The sequence below is a fragment of the Bdellovibrionales bacterium genome (assembly GCA_016716765.1).
Taxonomy (GTDB): domain Bacteria; phylum Bdellovibrionota; class Bdellovibrionia; order Bdellovibrionales; family UBA1609; genus JADJVA01.
Genome location: JADJVA010000013.1, coordinates 40,138 through 56,343, shown reverse-complemented (window position 1 = coordinate 56,343; position 16,206 = coordinate 40,138). Strand labels below are relative to the sequence as shown.

The following is a 16,206-nucleotide window of genomic DNA, read 5'->3' as shown; positions in this document are numbered from 1 at the left end:
GTTTGAATTGTTTGACTGATAAATTCAACTGCTTCACGGAGTAAAAAGGTAAGTGATTCCAGCAATAAGGAGATCGGGAGAGGAGCAACAAGAAACTCAAATTTGAAAGTTTGACTCCGAGGTTGACGGCGATTTGAGGACCACGTTGAATTTCAAACAAGGAGAGTTGGGATTCAACAATTGAGGGTTGAATTTCAGTCTTGTCCTTGAGCTGATATTCTCTGATTCGCTCTTTGTTGCGAAGGTAATATTCTGAATTGTATCGCTTTCTGCAAAACTGACCCACCTTGCCTCCCTCCATAAAAACTGGATCCCTTTGTCCCCTACCTGATCCGGGGGTAGTTTTTTAAGATTTAGAGAGTCCTCAACCAATTTTGGCCATCACGAGCCTCTCATGAGAAACGCTGCCCATCTTGACCAGTCCGAATGCAGGAACAAGTGAAAGCTTCTCCTCTCTGTCATGTGAGAGGCGATCTCCTGAGCTTTTAGCTGTGAGCTTGTCCTGAGCTTTGCGCTTTTGAGATCCGCCATCTCCTCTCCTTCGCTGCTCGTTGTTTTCCACCTGGACCTTGGAGCTCGTTGACCAGACCTTCAGAAATGTAGGCTCCAGAACGTTTGAGAATGCCCCATCAGAAAGGCAAGCTTTGATCCATGTCTGCTGATCCCTCCGACATCTAAAATCGAAGCAAAAGCCTCCAGCGACTCCTTAAACCTCTGATGCGGATAAGGTACCCAGTTGGAAGAGTTGTTTGATTTGAGTTTGACCAAAACCGATGGCCTTCACATTCTCTGGAGTTTGGATCTGAAGCCAGTCTCCGGGGGAGGTCCTGTCGCTTGGATTCAGGGCCGATAGTATTAGTAGTATTCTTATTATTAATATCACTACTACTACTAGAGGGGCTTTCGGCTGGTGTTGAACCCGGTAAGAACTGGGGGTGTTGTCCTCGATCTACACCCAATTTATCAACTGCTAGATAGAGTTCTTCCTTCTCTTCTGAGTATTGTTAATTTCATATAGGCAGCCATAACTTCTTTAGATATTTCAATTTTCCCTTATTGCGCCTCGACCGCCTTTTGCGAGAGGAATATTGGATGAAGAAGATTGAGCCGCAATGAGTCGTTTAAATGATGACCTCACGGATTCAAAGGGTATTTGTAGAATTTGTTCTAAAATTGATAGCTGGTTTCAACATGGTTGAGTCCATCCTCCGCCGAGGGTCTCCACGAGAAAAATCAAATATTGTCAGACAATGCCTGCTGATGGAGCACAGGTTACGTTCAAGAAGAAAGCCGGTCTGGTTTTGAAATTCGTGGGTAGTTTGCGAGTAACCGGGTTTGATACCTGTCAATGGCGGTGATCTCGACCTGGTATTGAACCGGGTTGTAACCGGGTTCAATATTCATTTTGGAGTCAGATTCTGTATATGACATTTTTGGGCTTATTCGTAACCTGGTTATGCAACCCGGTTGTAACCTGGTTGGTCGTTCGCCATTATGGTTCTGGTTTCTTTCTGCTGAGTTTTTTCTGATGTGGTGATCTGGCGGGTGGTTTAATAGCTCGTTCAATTTGGCGACACCATTTTTTTCAACCAGGTTGTAACCGGGTTGTTTAACCGGGTTATTTGATGGATTTTGTAACTTGGAGGTAGGTTTTTCAGGTAAATTGATTTCAGATGAAATATAGACACCTTCTGGTGAGGTTTCATTTTCTGCAGAGTTAGAAGCTACCACATTGATAACCGGGTTAATTAGATCTGGTTTAACCGGGTTAATCGTTTTTTCTCGAATTTGAGTCTGGCTAATACGTGGCCTCTGATTCTGATCATGAGACGACTGATTTTTACCTCCAATCGAGTCATGTATAACCGCGTTATCAAACCCGGTTTCAACCGGGTTAAAACCGGGTTGAAATGGTCTGGCGTTTCGAGAATCATCCAGGTTGATTTCGTCAATAGCAGCGGCAGGGGATTGCGTTGCTCCTGATGTAGCCAAATCTCGTTCATTTAAATGACTCTTGTCAAAATCAATGTTGTTTTGCGGTTGGAGATTAACTTCACTATGTGTTTTTTTGTTCTCAATTTTTTTGTGATCAATACCGGCAAGCCTCATCTAGGGCATCGTCAATTGAAGCCCACGCTCTGCGTCTCTCCTTGTTCGTCTTTTTCAGGCCTAATTTTGATTCACCCTCAACGATTCTTGGCATTTTAAATTCCTCGGTGTGTGTTTAATTGGTTGAAGAGTTAGAAATGATATCCGATGCCTCTCCGGTACTATTTGGTTTTGACTCCCTCTCTTGGTTACGGCGTACCAATGCTTGGTCTAATTCCAAAATCTCTCTGGTGAGTAGATCTATGTCCACCTTAGCGCTAGAGTCTTTGAGTGAGTCAAAATCGATGTTAAGCTGGCGCTAGCATTTGGAATTTGCTGATTTGTGCCGACATATGACTTGTAAAGCATGGGACCAAAAACCTCATGCTTGATCAATTTTTCCAACGTGTCGTGTGAAAGACTTGTTCTTTTATCAAACTTATTGAGGACAATTTTTACAGGTATGGTTCGTTCGTTATCCTCTGCCAGACGGGTTATTTCCTGGTACGAGTACAGCAATCCTTTTATAGCATTGCTATCAGGATCAACCACGCACACAACCAAGTCGCTAGCTAATGCAGCGGCCGCGTTGTTAGCGCCTAGTGCCGGAGGGCAATCAAGGACTATTAGATCATATTGATCTTTAACATCTTTGATTCTTTGCTCATATACCTTATCGAGTCTAATTTTTTTTATAACCAATGTATTTTCAAGGAGAGCATTATCCAAGTTGCTCGGAACAAGGTCGATACCTGGAAGAGCTGAAATGATCAGATCAGAAAACTAATTTTGGATCGGTAAGAGCATCAAACATGCATTTGTATTCTTCACCGTCAATTCCAAGAAGATTCGTAAGGTTTCCTTGTTGGTCAATGTCAATGCAGAGCACTCGTAGACCGTACAGAGACGCTCTTATCGCCACGTTTAGCCCAATTGCAGTTTTTCCGGTTCCACCTTTTACAACTTGAAACGCAAGGGTCTTCTGTTTTACGGGCAGCTGAAAACGTTTTCTTGCTGCATCATGACTGAAGTATATTCTGTTAGCTGATTTCTTGAAGGTCACATCTCTAGATTTCAAGGCTTTGTTAATCCCTTGAAGAGATATCCCAAGAAATTCTGCGGCATCTTTAGCGGTCATCTTAGGCGTCATAAAAAGCTCCAGTTGAAGTTCGTATCGTTTATTATCTGAATACTTAAACCTTATCTAATTTAAGCGAACAAAAAAAAGTTTGTGAAGTAAAAAATTTCCTAGACTATTCTTCGGTCGTGCAGCGTTATCTGATGGTGGGGTAACATTGGTGATCACAACCTCGGCACTTAGCAATCGCGAAATCTTCAACACCTGTCCTTGTCCGAGTTGTCGGATTTGATTTGGGTGCACGACAAATTCCTCAGTGTCCCTGACTGATTTTTCACCTGTATTTTGATCCCAAAGTAGTCCTTGTTTATAACGCACCGTTGATTTTTGTATGCTTCGAGTTCCGGCCATGGAGGCAAAGTACTCGGCGTCATCGGGGCTGTCGGTTCCGAAAATCAGTTTGGTATTGCAGTTTCTTTCTAATTGATCACAAAAAGTGGGGAGACTTTCATGAGATCCTCGGGATTGGTGGGCCACCATGATTCCAAGTTTTGCTCCTCTGGCTCTATTGAGAAGATCGATGAAATTGTCTGTGGCAAAGCTTGCGAACTCATCGACGATTAATAGACAGGGGTGTCGATCTTTTTCAGGGACCTCGTCATAGATTTGACCTACGGATCTGATGAGATCTTGAAGAACTAATTTTCCAAGTTGGGTGCAAGACGCTTTGTCGGCCATGGAGTTGAGAAGAAAGTAGGTGATTTTGCCTTGTTTGATGGTCTCTTTCAGATCAATGGCTGAAGGGGAGAGAGATTCTTTTCCGATGAGGGGGCCGGCTGAGGATCTATATATATTGATAAGATCGGAGAGAAGTCCTGAAATTTGCCGCGATCCGTCTTTTTCTCTTAGGGACTCAGCTCTATTTCTGAGAGTTTCTTTTGTTTCATTGTCCAAAAATTCAGAGACGGCCAAAGTTTCAAGTTCATCAGGATGAGAGAGATAGTGAGCCAAATCTGAGAGAGTGAATGGAACACCTCCTGATCTCTGATTTGACAAAGAGCTAAGAGAAGATCTGAGAGAGCTCGGGAGGCGGTTTTCTTATAATATTCCTCAGACCAATCGAGTGAGTTCATGATCTGAGAGAGAATTTCCTGAGGTGTGCCGTGTTTGATGGGATTGTAGGGCTTTGAAATTTTATGCTGAGTGAGACAGAAGAATTCGAGATCTTTCAATCGATCAGATCTTTGGGCTTCATTTTTGATCCATTGAATCGTATCAAAGTCGGCTTTGAGATCGACAAAGATGATGCCCATTTTTTTTGGTATCAGACTTTTGAGAATGACCTGAATCAAGGTGGTTTTTCCAGCACCACTGCCGCCGATGAGCTGAACATGATAATTGAGATTGGCCTTGGTTAAATAGACAGGCTCATTTTTGTTTCCAATTTTGTGACCGATCAAAATTTCGTCCTCAAGAGGAATCCGATCTTCTGAAGCCTTAAGAATGGCTTTCGCCAAAAGGGGAGACATGTGGAGAATGGAGACTCCTAACAGTGGGAAAAGGAAATAGGGGAGAGCTGCGGCCTGAATCATGGGAGCGACGTCTGAGAATTGTTCAAAAACGCCTGACAAGATAAATAGACCTGAAAATCCTACCTTCAAAAAACTCTCCCTTTGAGGAGTGTCCAGCTTTAAGGACCTCAAGAAAACAGAATCGAGAAGGGGCTTTAGGCACTGATAGAACCCATCGGCCAAAGGGGCCATGAGGTTTTTCGACAGTGCCCCTCTCAAAAGATGTTGAGGAAGAGAAATCCAAGTTGAGACAAAAGACCTATGAGAAAAATCTTTAACAAGTAGAGCTGGACATCAACTGTGGAGAAGGACTTCAATTTGAGGAATTTTTTGATCCATCCGAAAAATGGTCCTGTCTCAATCCAGTTGTTATAAGACGAGGCTCCCCAGTGGAAGAGATCTATTCCCCACTGATACTCAAAGATCCCCCAGTAGATGTGACCATGCGTTGGAAATCCAAAGATGAAAATCACGAGTGATAAGGGGACCATGAAGTTGGAAAAAAAGATGAAGCACTTTACCCGTATGGATTTTTGAAGTCCCCAGGCTCCAGTTAAAACCAGGCCAAAAAAAAGGCCTAAGAGAACCATGGGCAAGAGTTTGGCTACTTTTAAAAGAAGAAGAACTCCACCCAAACTGCCTGAGACAATGAGAACTCCATTTTGATCGTTTTCATTCATCCTATTTTTTGAGGACATGCTGAAGCTCCCTTTGATTAAAAATTTCTCCTATCCACTGAACCTCAGATTTAAGTCCCTGAGTCATTGTCTTGTAACTCTCTGCGACAATTTGGGATGTGCAGACGATGTGAAGTTGATGGTAGTGAGCGGGGAGGTAGGTCAATAGCCCCTTGATTTGCGAGACTCTGGTTTTTCTCTGAGAGGGAGATTTTGGATAGTGCTCCATTTCAAAGATCACGTTTTTTTCGGATGAGTTTGAGTAGACGCCGTCAGGGATGAAGACCTTCATTTTACTCATCAAGGTCTTTCTCTGAATCGGAAGGTCTTCGCTGATGAGCCGTCTTTCGGATCTCCAAAAACTGGCTATCGAGAGTTGTTCAAGTTTCACTCTGGTCCAGGCGACAAGGGCCGAGTGGTTTACATTAAATGAAAATTGAGCTGTTGGTTTGAGCTGGCGGACTTCCGGGCGGTACCACTTAAGAGCTGAAACTCCGATGGGCGTTGTTCGATAGAAGAGATTTTTCTTCCCAAAAACAATGGCCTCGATGAGTCCATTTGTTCTGAGGCGATTGATGCGAGCTCTTGAATTTTTGAGTTTCGTCTCCCAGCAGTCCTGTCCCCAGAAGGCAAAGGCCAAAGGCTCAACTCCCATGGGCCCCATTTCATTTAAGAACTCAAGCAGATGAAGATCTCTTTTTGTCAGCGACATGGGCTCTTTAAAAAATCTCTCTGGCGACTTCACGCTTTCTCCCTTTCATCATTTCCTATCTTGGCTTCAAAAATACTCTTCATTTCTCTGACCTCAGCCCCTGTTATTATTCCAATCCTTTGGACCTTTCCGAATGGCTCGGGCGTTCTCAAGACCACCCGACCCCAATTACTCGTTGGGGGTGGGTGGTCTTGAGATTGGCTACAGCCAAAGCCCGAGCCAAGAATACATTTCATTTCAATGGGATATGAATTTGAGGGGTACGTCTGAGGGTACGTTTTACCTGTGATTTTTTGAAGCCTTAAAACGTAACCTAAACCGTAACCAAAAACGTAAAGAGAGTTCGAAAATCTTTGAAGAGGAATTGGTTGGATTTCATACTCTCTATCAACTGATTTTTTGATAAAATTCACGATCACACTTTCTCCCTTTTCTTTAGATCAGCCGTTTCTCTTCCCCTCATGTTGCACCCCCTCCAATCTCTTTTTTTGTGCTCTTCATCTGACTTCAAAATCTTCGTCCGAAATGGGCTCTGGCGGTTTGTTGACCACCCGACCTCAACTACTTGTTGGGGGTGGGTGGTCAACAAAATGGACGAAGTACATAGCCAGAGCCCAAAACCATTCATTTCAATAATTTAACTCCCCCTCGGGTGTACCGTTGCCTGTACCGTTGAGCTATGGTGTCGCGGTACACCCAGCGGTACAGGTCGCGGTACAGGCAATGGTACAGGGAGAAAAAAAGAGGCTCTTTATTTTCATAGCCTCTCGCCGTGTTTTCTTAAGACAATTTCCGGAGCGATCTGGTGGTCTTTGTTTTCTATCAACCTCGATCTGGGAGGCGAGGACTTCACCAACCCCAGAAGTTTTCCTCTGACCTCGGGATCTGAAATGGCCTTTCCGATCAGAAAAGATTCCTCGGCATATCGGTTGATGAGCTTCCACCAGGCGTCCTCTTTTTCATGGAGGAGAAGTTGGGAGATAATTTTTGTCCAATCAGAACTTCTCAGGCCTAAGCCTTTGGCGTGTTCCTTGAAAAACTTGATTCGATTTCCAGCTTCCGGGTTGAGTTTGATAACGGGCATTTGTGACTCCTTTTGTTGATTGTTAGTTTTTCAATGGCAGGGGCAAGAACGAGGACTTGAATTTCAAAGGGACCTTTGAGCTCTGAGAACTCGGGAAACTTTTTAAGCTTTTCTCGAAACCTCTCAGCCGAGCTCATGGCACTTTGGCTGAGAGCTTTTTTTGTAGCGGAGTTCATCGAGGTGTCCTCGATTGTTCCTCCAAATGGGTTCGTGTATTTTGGAACCTGGGCGTCAAAATAGGCGGCCATAAAAGTAGAGATAAAATCACCCGCAAAATACTTGGCCTCTTTTGAATGATAGATTCCCTCAAAGCCGGGTGTGCCGAGATCGGTCAGAGCAGTTCCCTTAAAGGAAAAAGAAGAGGTCTTGGATTTTGGAGAGAGCAGTTCAAAATCAATGAAGACTCGATTTGAGTTGGACTCAAGGCGCGAGAATCCGACAAGTCTTGATGAGGCAAGACTTCCCGAAATGATCCGAGCGATCACGGGTGCCTTTTCATCGGCAAAGGCGATCACTGAGTGCTCGACTTGAGCTCGAAGAATGTCTCCTGGCCTGATGGACTTCAGCTTCTCTTTGATAGAATCAGTGGGAAGAAGTGTGAAGCTCTCGGTATACGTTTGTTTTGAAAAGTGACTCACCAAGTAATGGGCCGGAAGATTTGAGGTCAAGCCGCTTGATGAGTTCAAAGGGGGGCGAGCTTTAGAATTCCCCCTTTTGAAACTGAGGGGACTTTTTTTAACGGCTTCTATAGTTTCTGTTTTTGGATTTATTTTAAGACTTAAGCTGTCTTCGTTTTGCTTTTCTTCTTGAAGACCATCTCCACTTTTTGGAGCCGAACTTTGAGAAGGATCCTCAAGTACGATGAGGGGACTGCCATCGAGAGTTTTATTTGACGCAAAAGCTTTAAAGCTTTCAAGAAATAGAAATAAACAGAGAAGTGCGATTGGCTTCATCTAATGTTGTCCTTTTTTGTAGGGGCTGGGGTTTTGCGAGCTGATTGAGATTGCCAATTTGTTTTGGATGGGGGGACAAGGGTCTGATCTTTTTCGCCTGACGGGATTGAGACTTGTCCTATGGGCTTGGCTGTTTTCTTGAGTATTTCAGAAAGAGAGGGAGATCTTTTGATTTCAGCAGCTGTTGGGCTTTTGTCTTTGGCCTGGAATTGATTTTTGATTTTACTTCCGTCTTGGCGCTCTCCATTTTGATCCATCTGATCTAAAGACTTTTCAAAAAACACAGGTCCTTTGGTTCCGCCGAGAATTCGGATCACGTCTTGGTGGTTTTTCTGATTGGCAATGACGTCAAAGACAAAAAGTCCATGAGAGCAGCGAACGATGAGGTTTGTGGGATCAGCGAGGTTTGTTCTTGCCGACAAGACGAGCTCGGACTTAAGGGTTTTTGAAATCTGGACATCGAGGCTTGATTTTAATCCGACCTTGGCTTCGTCAATCTCGCAGGGAAATTGAATGAGACTTGAGAGTCCGGGTCTGATGTAGATTAAGCCAACTTTTGAGCGGTCAAAGAACTGAGAGGATATCCTGGGCTGGGAGGAGGCCCAAAAACTGGGCAAAAAACACATAAAAACACTCGAAATATGCACGAATCTGTAGGGAAAAAGGGCCATAAACCTCATAGTTTTTCCTCCGTGATAGATGTGATTTCCATGCCCCAGGGGTTTAGCTCTGCTCTCTCCACCTTTTCGATCTTAAGCGTGACCTTCATTTCAAAGCTCTCGACCTGAAGACGGGATTTTTGCTCGATCTGGAGCAGAGCTTGAAAAGTATCCTTTTCGACCTGATTGAGCTGTCTGAGTCTCGCTATTTGAAGAAGACCTGACTTTTCAACAAGTGCTTTTAGTTTCTGAATATTTTCACCCTCACTCCTCCATAAGGTTTCTGACATGAGGTTTGTGGCCTCACCAACGTTTTGAGAGAAATCCTGAGCAGAGAAATTATAGGCCTTCGAGAAATAGTGTTTCAAAAACGAGATCAATTCGGTCTTAAACAGTGGGTCATCTTGGCTTGTGATGATTCTCGTACCGTTTGAGTCAATGCCGATCAGAAGAGTTTTTCCCTGATTTTTGATTGCTTGAAAAGTGGCAAAAGAGGCCCAACAAAAAAGGCTAAGAAAAAGAAATGATTTCAACAGATGAACTTTAAGGATTTCAAAGGCAAGTTTCATGTCCGAGTCCTCTCTTTCATTGTCTCTCTCGCTCTCTTTTCGAAATGTGAATCCGTGAGCGCCTGATTCCTGAATCCTCGATTGGACTGAGAGGCAGGAGAAGACATCTGCGAATTGGAGTTTTTCTTTTTAATAGGACCTGTCAAATCAGAATGATTTGACAGGTAAGAGGCTGCGCCACTGATTTCTCTTTTTGATTCTGAAAGTTGTGCCAGGCCATGATCTGACTTCGAAACATTAAATCCACGATCTCCACTCGATGATTCGGGGCTTTTGCCAAGCTTGCCTTTTTTGTGGGAAGTCATATTTGATGAGTGAGAGGCTGTCGGACTTGATGGGCCTTTTCCTAAATCCGCAGAGCCTCTGAATCTCGAGTAGTAGGGTAAGGGTGAAGAATCATCCTCTGACAGACGTTCATATGATTCCATCGAGCAAGCCGGCTGATCCATGTGCCGTCCATTTTGACTGACTCCAATACCAATTGGTCCCGATCCATTAGATTTGGGTCTATTGAATCCTGATCCGAGGGATCTCGATCCCATGGCTCTCGACCCAAAGGGTGCTGACCCATTGGAACCCCCGTGCCCCAATCGTGCGGGAGAGCGGTGAGGGGAGTATCGTTGTTTTAGAGACTGACCTTGAGGAGGGAGGCAATAGGCCGATGCGTGACCGAAGCCCCCGGCTATTCTTCCAGCGGATCTTGCTCCGAACGAGAGAGAAGAGAGGGCGGAGCTTCCGAATGGAGATTGAAGAAGAATTTTACAGAAGGAAAGAGGTCCTATGATCTTAAACAGTTCAATGAGAAAATCAATGGCCCAGGAGAAGATGAGACTCTCTGATTTGAGATCACTTTGCATCAAGGTTCCGCCTACGCGGTCAAAAACAGAAAACATCAGGGGCCAAGAAGAGCCGATGAGAATGAGAAAAAAGAAGATCTTGATGAGGGACGGCATGGATAAAACTGTGCCGAAGAGAAAAACTATCGGGGCAAGGGCTGACATAAATATCAGGGCTATGACGAAGAGGCCTTGAGCCAAATAATAGAGTATTGAGCTGAGTAGACCCAGAGTCTTTCGGATCATGGAGAGACCGGGTGTGGGAATGGGACTCTTTTGTGAAGACAGGACTCTCTCTCTTGCGTGCTCGCTCATGTCGCCCTCTAAAGCTCTTGAGAAATCAAAAGTTAAGGAAAGGAGATATTCATAGGAGAGAAGAAGGGCCAGAAAGAGGGCCGCTCCTTTGAGCAGATCTCCATAGTCTCGGGCCGAGGCCGCCGTCATGTTGAGATATAAAAGTCTCAAAAAGAAGAGCACTGGAAAAATCAGGATGATATAGCTCTTGGTCTCTCGAAATACCTCGCCGCTCATTTTTTGAGTGAATTCAAAGCTCATGGCTGAACTCCCCGTCGTTTGATGAATTCCTGGGTCATCAATTCGTCAAAGCTTCTCGACTCGATCTCAGATCTTCTTATCTGAAGCTTTAGTTCGGTGAGAATCTCGGTCTGAATAGCGAGTGAGGATCTTTGGATTTTTAACTGATCCTGGAGCGTGAAGACAGTCTCTGCTTGAGCGTAGGCCGAGGCCGCTTTTGGAAAACTGGCCAGTGCCAAGAACAGACGCTTCACTCTCTTCAAGTACTCACTCGAAGACCTGATACTGTCAGTTAAAGTCATCTTTGACAGTTTTGGAGCCCTCATCAGGGCTTCTATTTCGTTCTTGGCCCAGACGGCGGTCTGAGTCTTGCCCTCGATTTTTTCGAGGTAAGCTGAGAGCTCAATGAGGGATTGATCCAGTTGTGAGAGAGTTTTTTCAGAAGGGTTTGAATCAACGGTGCGAAGAAGTTCATGGGTGGCATCGACAAGAGCCGAGGCCTCGGCTATTTTTTCAGCAGTATCGACAATTTTGTCAAAAAAGGCTGAGGCCTTAGAGGGAAATAAAAGCCAGGAAAAAGACAGTAGTAGTAGTAAGGGAGAAGATTTATAAGAATTAAAGTTCATGAATCTTGAACCTTTCTTTCTAAACTCAGAATTCTGATGGCCTCATGGCGTGTCAGTCTTGGAACTGATTTCACGAGACTATCGATCTTCTGATTGTCTTCTCTTGTGCTGGAGAAGCTCCAATACTCCTCGGGGCTTAAGATAATGCGAAAAATCCTGGAGCCAAATTTGTCCTGGTAGAGCACCTCTGAAAACCTCTTCTGCTCTCTTGTTAAATTTTCAAGCTCTTTCATCTTGTCGTTTGAGAGTTGAAATCTCTCCTGAAACTCTCCTCTGTCTCCATCAACGCTAAAGAGAAGTCGGTTGGGACTGTTCTCAATAATGCCCTGATCATTTTGAACGATCAGATCTGTTGATTTTTGGCTGATGGAAATGAAGGCTCCTCCAAATTTTCTCACGTTAGCCGTTGAGAACTTAAAAAATGGAAAGCAGCGCTTGATGAAAAAAGGTGTCTCGTCTGCGATGAAGACAAGTTTTTTGTCCTTTAACCTGATCATTTCAAGGTTAAACTGAGCCATGACGAGCGAGAATCCGCCCTGGCCAAAGTCAACGTCACTGGCCTGGTGAATATCAGAAAAATTGTAATAGCGAAGGCGACAGTCATCTTGAGAGAGAATGCGAGAGGGATCTTCCTTTTGGTGCCCACTCATCAGAGCATTTTGATAGATGCCGCCTTTGGCCCACCTGTAGAGCAGAGATTTTCTCGGGAGATCCTTTGATTCTTTTAAGAACCCATCAATGGAGAGAGCCTCCCCATTGTTTCTCTTATCCCCCTCGGCATAGAGAAAAAGGGCCCTTTCCACCTCGGCTCTGAGTTCTTTGGAGAGAGTCATCTCTCCTTCTTCGGTCATGAGCACGTTGAGGAAATTTGATAGAACAGAGATCGAGGACTCATGAACCCCCTCTTTGAGACACAAAAATGGGTTCATCCCAGATGGTTGATCAAGGCTCAGCCGAAATTCTCTCCCCCCCAGAGATTCCGTTTCCTTGGAATGGCTTCCTCCGACATCGACTTTGATAATATGAATTCTCGAGTCATGAAGAAGGGCTCGGGTGAGGAGATTGGTGAGCACACTTTTTCCACTCCCAGTTTTTCCACAGATAATCGTGGAGAAAGCATCGTAGCGTTTATCAAACAAATCAATCGAGTCGAGGCTATGGTCTCTGCGGTGAAGAAGAAGACTGTGGCTGCTCTCAACATTTTGATCCATTCCGTTGAGACTTTGAGTTTTTTTCTCTCTCTTCTTACAGGCCCCAAGAAGTGGGAAATAGAGGCCAAGAATATCGCCTCTTTCCTTAAAGCTTAAATGATGAAAACTTCCTGGCAGAAGAGACTTGTAGCAGTTAAAGCTTCCGAAGGTCTCAAGGGCAAAGGCTCCCAAGGGTTTGAGAGCATGCACGACGAGTTTTGAGTCCTCCCTGATTAACTCCTCAGAGACTCGAGGAAGTATCACGTAGAGCTCGTAATTAAATAGGGACTCCCTTTCAAGGGCTACTTTTTCCAAGAGATCTTCGGAATCATAATACTTCTGAGCCGAGATTTTATCTCCTCCGCTTAAGCCCTGAGAGGATTTGCGCCTGAGCAGGAGTTCGGAGAGACTTGAGGGCATTTTTCTGACTTTCAAAGATATCTGGTAGGGCTCGGGGATCTGTTGTCTGAGACTGTGAAGAGAGCGTAGGTTTAAGGGCGTAGGTGTTGGCCCGTGAAACTTTACAATTCCCAGAATCTCGGGCGAGATTTCAATGCCGGCTTTGAGTATTCTTAAAAATTCTCCCTTGGCGTTGAAAACGGGAGGCTTTTTAAGTGGCAGGCACTGAAGTCCTATTTCTTGTAAGTGTTTGAGATTAAACCCGTCCAGAAGAGAAAGGGCATAGAACTCCTCAATGGAGGAGGATTTTTTTCTCAAGATGGTCTTGATCATCCGAGTGAATCCACCGATTTGTGTCTCAAAACTCATCGTAATTTTTTCCCGTGAGAATCCGATCTCTGAGAGCTCCTCTCTTCTTGATGAAGAGAGGGTATCTTTGCAGGAGAAGGCCCACTGAGAGCTGAGATTAATTTTAAGTGTGATCTTCGGATCGAGCGAGAGGGCAAATTGGGTGAGAAGACGGCTCACATCCTCCAGATCGTCACGCTCCGGATCGATTCCATCCACCTCAAAGGCCGTCATCAGACTTAAGTTTTCAAAGACCCAGAAGCGATGACCTTTGAGATCGAATTGATGAGTGATTTTAGGATACATAACTTGAACCCTCCGACTGAGTATTCGTGATAAGAAGTCCCTGACCGTGTGTCTTCGAAAATTGACTCTTAAGAAGACAAGAGAGAGTGAGCAGATCAAAAGATGAAAAAGGGGCAGAAACTTTGAGGACTCAAATTGTTTAAAGACGACAAGGCCTGCTAAGAAAAAAAGGCCTAGGAAAATGAAGTCCACTTCATTGAGGCCAAAAAAGACACTAGAGTTATTCAAAGAGAATGAGGGTTTTTTTACATTAGGCACCAAAAACACTCCTGAGAAGTTCAATAATGGCAGGTCCTCCGAAGGTGGCTGCAAGCCCTATGACTCCACCGATCAGGATTTGTTTTCCCAAAAACGGAGCACCAAAGTGATAAAATATGGCCCCGAGAGCAAAGGCAATTCCGCTCGTGGCCTGAGCGAGACTTAAAAGACTCTGATTGGCCACATTGGCAGCCTGACTCAGGCGACTGGCGTAGAGGGGCTCAGAAATAAATAAAACGAGAAGACAAAGAGGAGAGAAGTGATGAGGCAATGAAAAGCCAGAGCCACGGTTTATTTTATTTTTTCGCAAACGATTATGTTTCATGTCTGAATTCCTTTCTAATTTGAGAAATTGTTCTGTTTGGAATGATTTCCTTTTTTCTAAAGTTATGGATTTAAAGACGGAGGAATAAACTCGTACATCAAGTTGTAGTGCAGCCAAGTGTTGGGGTTTCCAGAGTCTTGCACCCATTGGTCGACGGAGTACTTTTTCCACTCGCCAGGACTTATGAGTTTTCTCGCTTCATCGGGCAGGGAGTGATTAAAAAGCCCCGTCCCTTGAGAGAGAAGTCTCGGGGCTTCTGATTTTTTGAACTTCATTAACTCAAGCTTTAGAGATTCAGATTCGGCTTTGAAGTCTTGCGAGGCCTTCTGATTATCAAACAGATAAAGGCTTGCAATTGCGAGAGTTGAGGAGAGAAGACCCGCCCAAAGAGCTCCATGGGTGAGTTTACTCTCATCTTTTGGTGCCGACATGGCTCCAAGAGATCCTCCAAGGATTGCGCCAACACCCATTGAAGACAACTGCGATTGTCTGTGAGTGGCACAGGCGTTTAAAAAAAATCCCACAAAATCAGTCTCATTGCTTTCATGTTAAGCTCCACAAATAAGTCCCATCGATTAAAGGTCCAAAGAATACTCTGCCTTCCTCCAAAACTCCTCTCTCCGCACAAATATGTGCAGGCAGAGGAGAGATGAAGAAGGGCCTATTTATTTTATGGATTTCTGTTCGGAGTCCAAATCCCCTGCAATTCAAAGTGTGAAAGTAGTGGGAGAGCTCTTTGATCCACAATTGTCATTGACGGTATTTTTGTCGTTTGAGCTCTGAGATTGAGTCCAGATTCACTCACAATGAACTTCAGGCTTTCAAGTTGTTGGCCTGTGAGGATGTCACCCTGATCGCGAACGAGCTTCTTCTCAGCACAAACGTTGTAACAAATTTCATGAGGAATTCCATCAATCCCCCTTCCAGGGCTCCGCCTACACTTCTCTTCTTCTCTGGCGCACTCCTCGTGGCAAGTCGTAGCTCCCCTGAATGTTCTCATTGTGTCTTGAGGTCTTCCCTGGTCAAAGAGAGAGAGAGTGTTTGGATCTGATCCATAAAGCCCCACGTACAGTGGTGTCTGAGGTTTTAAGTGAAAAGTGAGATCACTTGGAAAGCCCTCACCCAACTGAACTCGGTCCATGGCAAACTGCAAGGATTCCTCACCGAGTGGAATCAACTCAAAAGGCCCTTGATTTTCGATATTTAAATGCTGCTCATCGACTGCAAAATTACATCCTAAATCTCGGTAAGCCCTTTCATAGATTTTTGTTTGTATCAACCCCACTCTTCTTTGTCCGAGGACGATCTCGACTGGATTTTCCTCAAATGAGGTGATCTGAAGAACTCTCAATAGAACAAATCTCTTTTCTATTAACTTAATCTCAGAAAACGAAAGACTTTCATTTTCCTTCGACAGACTTGAAAACTCCTCAGGTGTGAGGCTCTTTGATTCAATTCGACTGGGAGGAGTTAAGAGATTGAATTTGAGAACCCTCACCTCCTGCGCTGTTTGTCCATTGATCTGAATCCTCACCGAAGCTGTCCTTGATTCCGCGGGAGGAAAAATATTCTTAAGCCCATGAACATGAAATTCCAGATTGAGATTGGACTTCGAATCGGGTGTCAGGCCCGCCACCACTTTAACAGCCGAGAGAGGAAGCTCCGCCTCTGATTCCATGTATTTGATAAAAGCCCTCACTCCACCCTCGTGAATGGAGGAGTTTGGAATATTGGAAAGAGTCAGCACCATCTCGTCAGGCACAAGAGAGGGAAGAGAGAAGCTATCGCCCGATAGTTCTGTTTCCGATCCTCCTATAGAATCCCCTCTTTTTAGTTTCATCTCTCCATGAAGGACTTCATCTACTTTAAGGGAGAGGCTCAAGGCCTCTGCTTGAATTGGAGTGGGAGTCTCTGAATGGTCATTGTTTTTAAACGAACACCCAAGGCAAAAAGAAGAAATAAGGAAAATATTCCAAAAAACGCGCATAGATCA

Annotated in this window: 18 protein-coding genes; all 18 read right to left on the bottom strand. The window is 44.5% G+C overall.

Going from position 1 to position 16,206, the window contains the following annotated elements; translation table 11 throughout:
* Positions 1–1,278: 1,278 nt before the first annotated feature.
* Positions 1,279–2,109 (bottom strand): hypothetical protein, encoded by an 831-nt coding sequence (locus IPL83_08210; protein ID MBK9039130.1) that lies wholly within the window; start codon positions 2,107–2,109, stop codon positions 1,279–1,281.
* A 240-nt stretch (positions 2,110–2,349) separates the two neighbouring features.
* Positions 2,350–2,817 (bottom strand): ParA family protein, encoded by a 468-nt coding sequence (locus IPL83_08205; GenBank protein ID MBK9039129.1) that lies wholly within the window; start codon positions 2,815–2,817, stop codon positions 2,350–2,352.
* 46 nt (positions 2,818–2,863) lie between these two features.
* Positions 2,864–3,238 (bottom strand): AAA family ATPase, encoded by a 375-nt coding sequence (locus IPL83_08200; protein ID MBK9039128.1) that lies wholly within the window; start codon positions 3,236–3,238, stop codon positions 2,864–2,866.
* A gap of 54 nt (positions 3,239–3,292) precedes the next feature.
* Positions 3,293–4,138, bottom strand: coding sequence for a TraM recognition domain-containing protein (locus IPL83_08195; protein MBK9039127.1), 846 nt, complete (start codon positions 4,136–4,138; stop codon positions 3,293–3,295).
* Positions 4,072–4,827 (bottom strand): DUF87 domain-containing protein, encoded by a 756-nt coding sequence (locus tag IPL83_08190; GenBank protein ID MBK9039126.1) that lies wholly within the window; start codon positions 4,825–4,827, stop codon positions 4,072–4,074. Before IPL83_08190 ends, IPL83_08195 begins: the two co-directional genes overlap by 67 nt.
* Before the next feature lie 125 nt (positions 4,828–4,952).
* A complete protein-coding gene (locus tag IPL83_08185) occupies positions 4,953–5,435 on the bottom strand; it encodes a hypothetical protein (GenBank protein ID MBK9039125.1) in 483 nt (160 codons plus the stop codon).
* Complete coding sequence (locus IPL83_08180) at positions 5,419–6,159, bottom strand: hypothetical protein (GenBank protein MBK9039124.1); 741 nt, start codon at positions 6,157–6,159, stop codon at positions 5,419–5,421. The genes IPL83_08185 and IPL83_08180 overlap by 17 nt, the downstream gene beginning before the upstream one ends.
* Positions 6,156–6,539 carry a hypothetical protein gene (locus IPL83_08175; GenBank protein MBK9039123.1) on the bottom strand — a complete coding sequence of 128 codons (384 nt, stop codon included), beginning with the start codon at positions 6,537–6,539 and terminating at the stop codon, positions 6,156–6,158. Before IPL83_08175 ends, IPL83_08180 begins: the two co-directional genes overlap by 4 nt.
* A 344-nt stretch (positions 6,540–6,883) precedes the next feature.
* Positions 6,884–7,210, bottom strand: a complete 327-nt coding sequence (locus IPL83_08170) for a hypothetical protein (protein MBK9039122.1) — start codon at positions 7,208–7,210, stop codon at positions 6,884–6,886.
* Entirely contained in the window at positions 7,138–8,163 is a 1,026-nt protein-coding gene (locus IPL83_08165) for a hypothetical protein (GenBank protein MBK9039121.1), read from the bottom strand. The genes IPL83_08170 and IPL83_08165 overlap by 73 nt, the downstream gene beginning before the upstream one ends.
* Entirely contained in the window at positions 8,160–8,843 is a 684-nt protein-coding gene (locus IPL83_08160) for a hypothetical protein (protein MBK9039120.1), read from the bottom strand. Before IPL83_08160 ends, IPL83_08165 begins: the two co-directional genes overlap by 4 nt.
* Positions 8,840–9,391 (bottom strand): hypothetical protein, encoded by a 552-nt coding sequence (locus tag IPL83_08155; protein ID MBK9039119.1) that lies wholly within the window; start codon positions 9,389–9,391, stop codon positions 8,840–8,842. The genes IPL83_08160 and IPL83_08155 overlap by 4 nt, the downstream gene beginning before the upstream one ends.
* Positions 9,388–10,782 carry a hypothetical protein gene (locus IPL83_08150; protein ID MBK9039118.1) on the bottom strand — a complete coding sequence of 465 codons (1,395 nt, stop codon included), beginning with the start codon at positions 10,780–10,782 and terminating at the stop codon, positions 9,388–9,390. Before IPL83_08150 ends, IPL83_08155 begins: the two co-directional genes overlap by 4 nt.
* On the bottom strand, positions 10,779–11,387 hold the full coding sequence (locus IPL83_08145; protein ID MBK9039117.1) for a hypothetical protein: 609 nt from the start codon (positions 11,385–11,387) through the stop codon (positions 10,779–10,781). The genes IPL83_08150 and IPL83_08145 overlap by 4 nt, the downstream gene beginning before the upstream one ends.
* Positions 11,384–13,630, bottom strand: a complete 2,247-nt coding sequence (locus IPL83_08140; GenBank protein ID MBK9039116.1) for a hypothetical protein — start codon at positions 13,628–13,630, stop codon at positions 11,384–11,386. The genes IPL83_08145 and IPL83_08140 overlap by 4 nt, the downstream gene beginning before the upstream one ends.
* Before the next feature lie 250 nt (positions 13,631–13,880).
* Positions 13,881–14,213 carry a hypothetical protein gene (locus tag IPL83_08135; GenBank protein MBK9039115.1) on the bottom strand — a complete coding sequence of 111 codons (333 nt, stop codon included), beginning with the start codon at positions 14,211–14,213 and terminating at the stop codon, positions 13,881–13,883.
* A gap of 62 nt (positions 14,214–14,275) precedes the next feature.
* Positions 14,276–14,737 (bottom strand): hypothetical protein, encoded by a 462-nt coding sequence (locus IPL83_08130; protein ID MBK9039114.1) that lies wholly within the window; start codon positions 14,735–14,737, stop codon positions 14,276–14,278.
* Between the two features lie 146 nt (positions 14,738–14,883).
* Positions 14,884–16,200, bottom strand: a complete 1,317-nt coding sequence (locus IPL83_08125; GenBank protein ID MBK9039113.1) for a hypothetical protein — start codon at positions 16,198–16,200, stop codon at positions 14,884–14,886.
* Positions 16,201–16,206 lie beyond the last annotated feature (6 nt).

What these genes read in the sequence shown, in the direction of transcription:
- IPL83_08210 (MBK9039130.1), bottom strand. Translation starts at nt 2,109, where the DNA reads ATGAGGCTTGCCGGTATTGATCACAAAAAAATTGAGAACAAAAAAACA.
- IPL83_08200 (MBK9039128.1), bottom strand. Translation starts at nt 3,238, where the DNA reads ATGACGCCTAAGATGACCGCTAAAGATGCCGCAGAATTTCTTGGGATA.
- IPL83_08185 (MBK9039125.1), bottom strand. Translation starts at nt 5,435, where the DNA reads ATGTCCTCAAAAAATAGGATGAATGAAAACGATCAAAATGGAGTTCTC.
- IPL83_08170 (MBK9039122.1), bottom strand. Translation starts at nt 7,210, where the DNA reads ATGCCCGTTATCAAACTCAACCCGGAAGCTGGAAATCGAATCAAGTTT.
- IPL83_08165 (MBK9039121.1), bottom strand. Translation starts at nt 8,163, where the DNA reads ATGAAGCCAATCGCACTTCTCTGTTTATTTCTATTTCTTGAAAGCTTT.
- IPL83_08160 (MBK9039120.1), bottom strand. Translation starts at nt 8,843, where the DNA reads ATGAGGTTTATGGCCCTTTTTCCCTACAGATTCGTGCATATTTCGAGT.
- IPL83_08155 (MBK9039119.1), bottom strand. Translation starts at nt 9,391, where the DNA reads ATGAAACTTGCCTTTGAAATCCTTAAAGTTCATCTGTTGAAATCATTT.
- IPL83_08150 (MBK9039118.1), bottom strand. Translation starts at nt 10,782, where the DNA reads ATGAGCTTTGAATTCACTCAAAAAATGAGCGGCGAGGTATTTCGAGAG.
- IPL83_08145 (MBK9039117.1), bottom strand. Translation starts at nt 11,387, where the DNA reads ATGAACTTTAATTCTTATAAATCTTCTCCCTTACTACTACTACTGTCT.
- IPL83_08140 (MBK9039116.1), bottom strand. Translation starts at nt 13,630, where the DNA reads ATGTATCCTAAAATCACTCATCAATTCGATCTCAAAGGTCATCGCTTC.
- IPL83_08135 (MBK9039115.1), bottom strand. Translation starts at nt 14,213, where the DNA reads ATGAAACATAATCGTTTGCGAAAAAATAAAATAAACCGTGGCTCTGGC.
- IPL83_08125 (MBK9039113.1), bottom strand. Translation starts at nt 16,200, where the DNA reads ATGCGCGTTTTTTGGAATATTTTCCTTATTTCTTCTTTTTGCCTTGGG.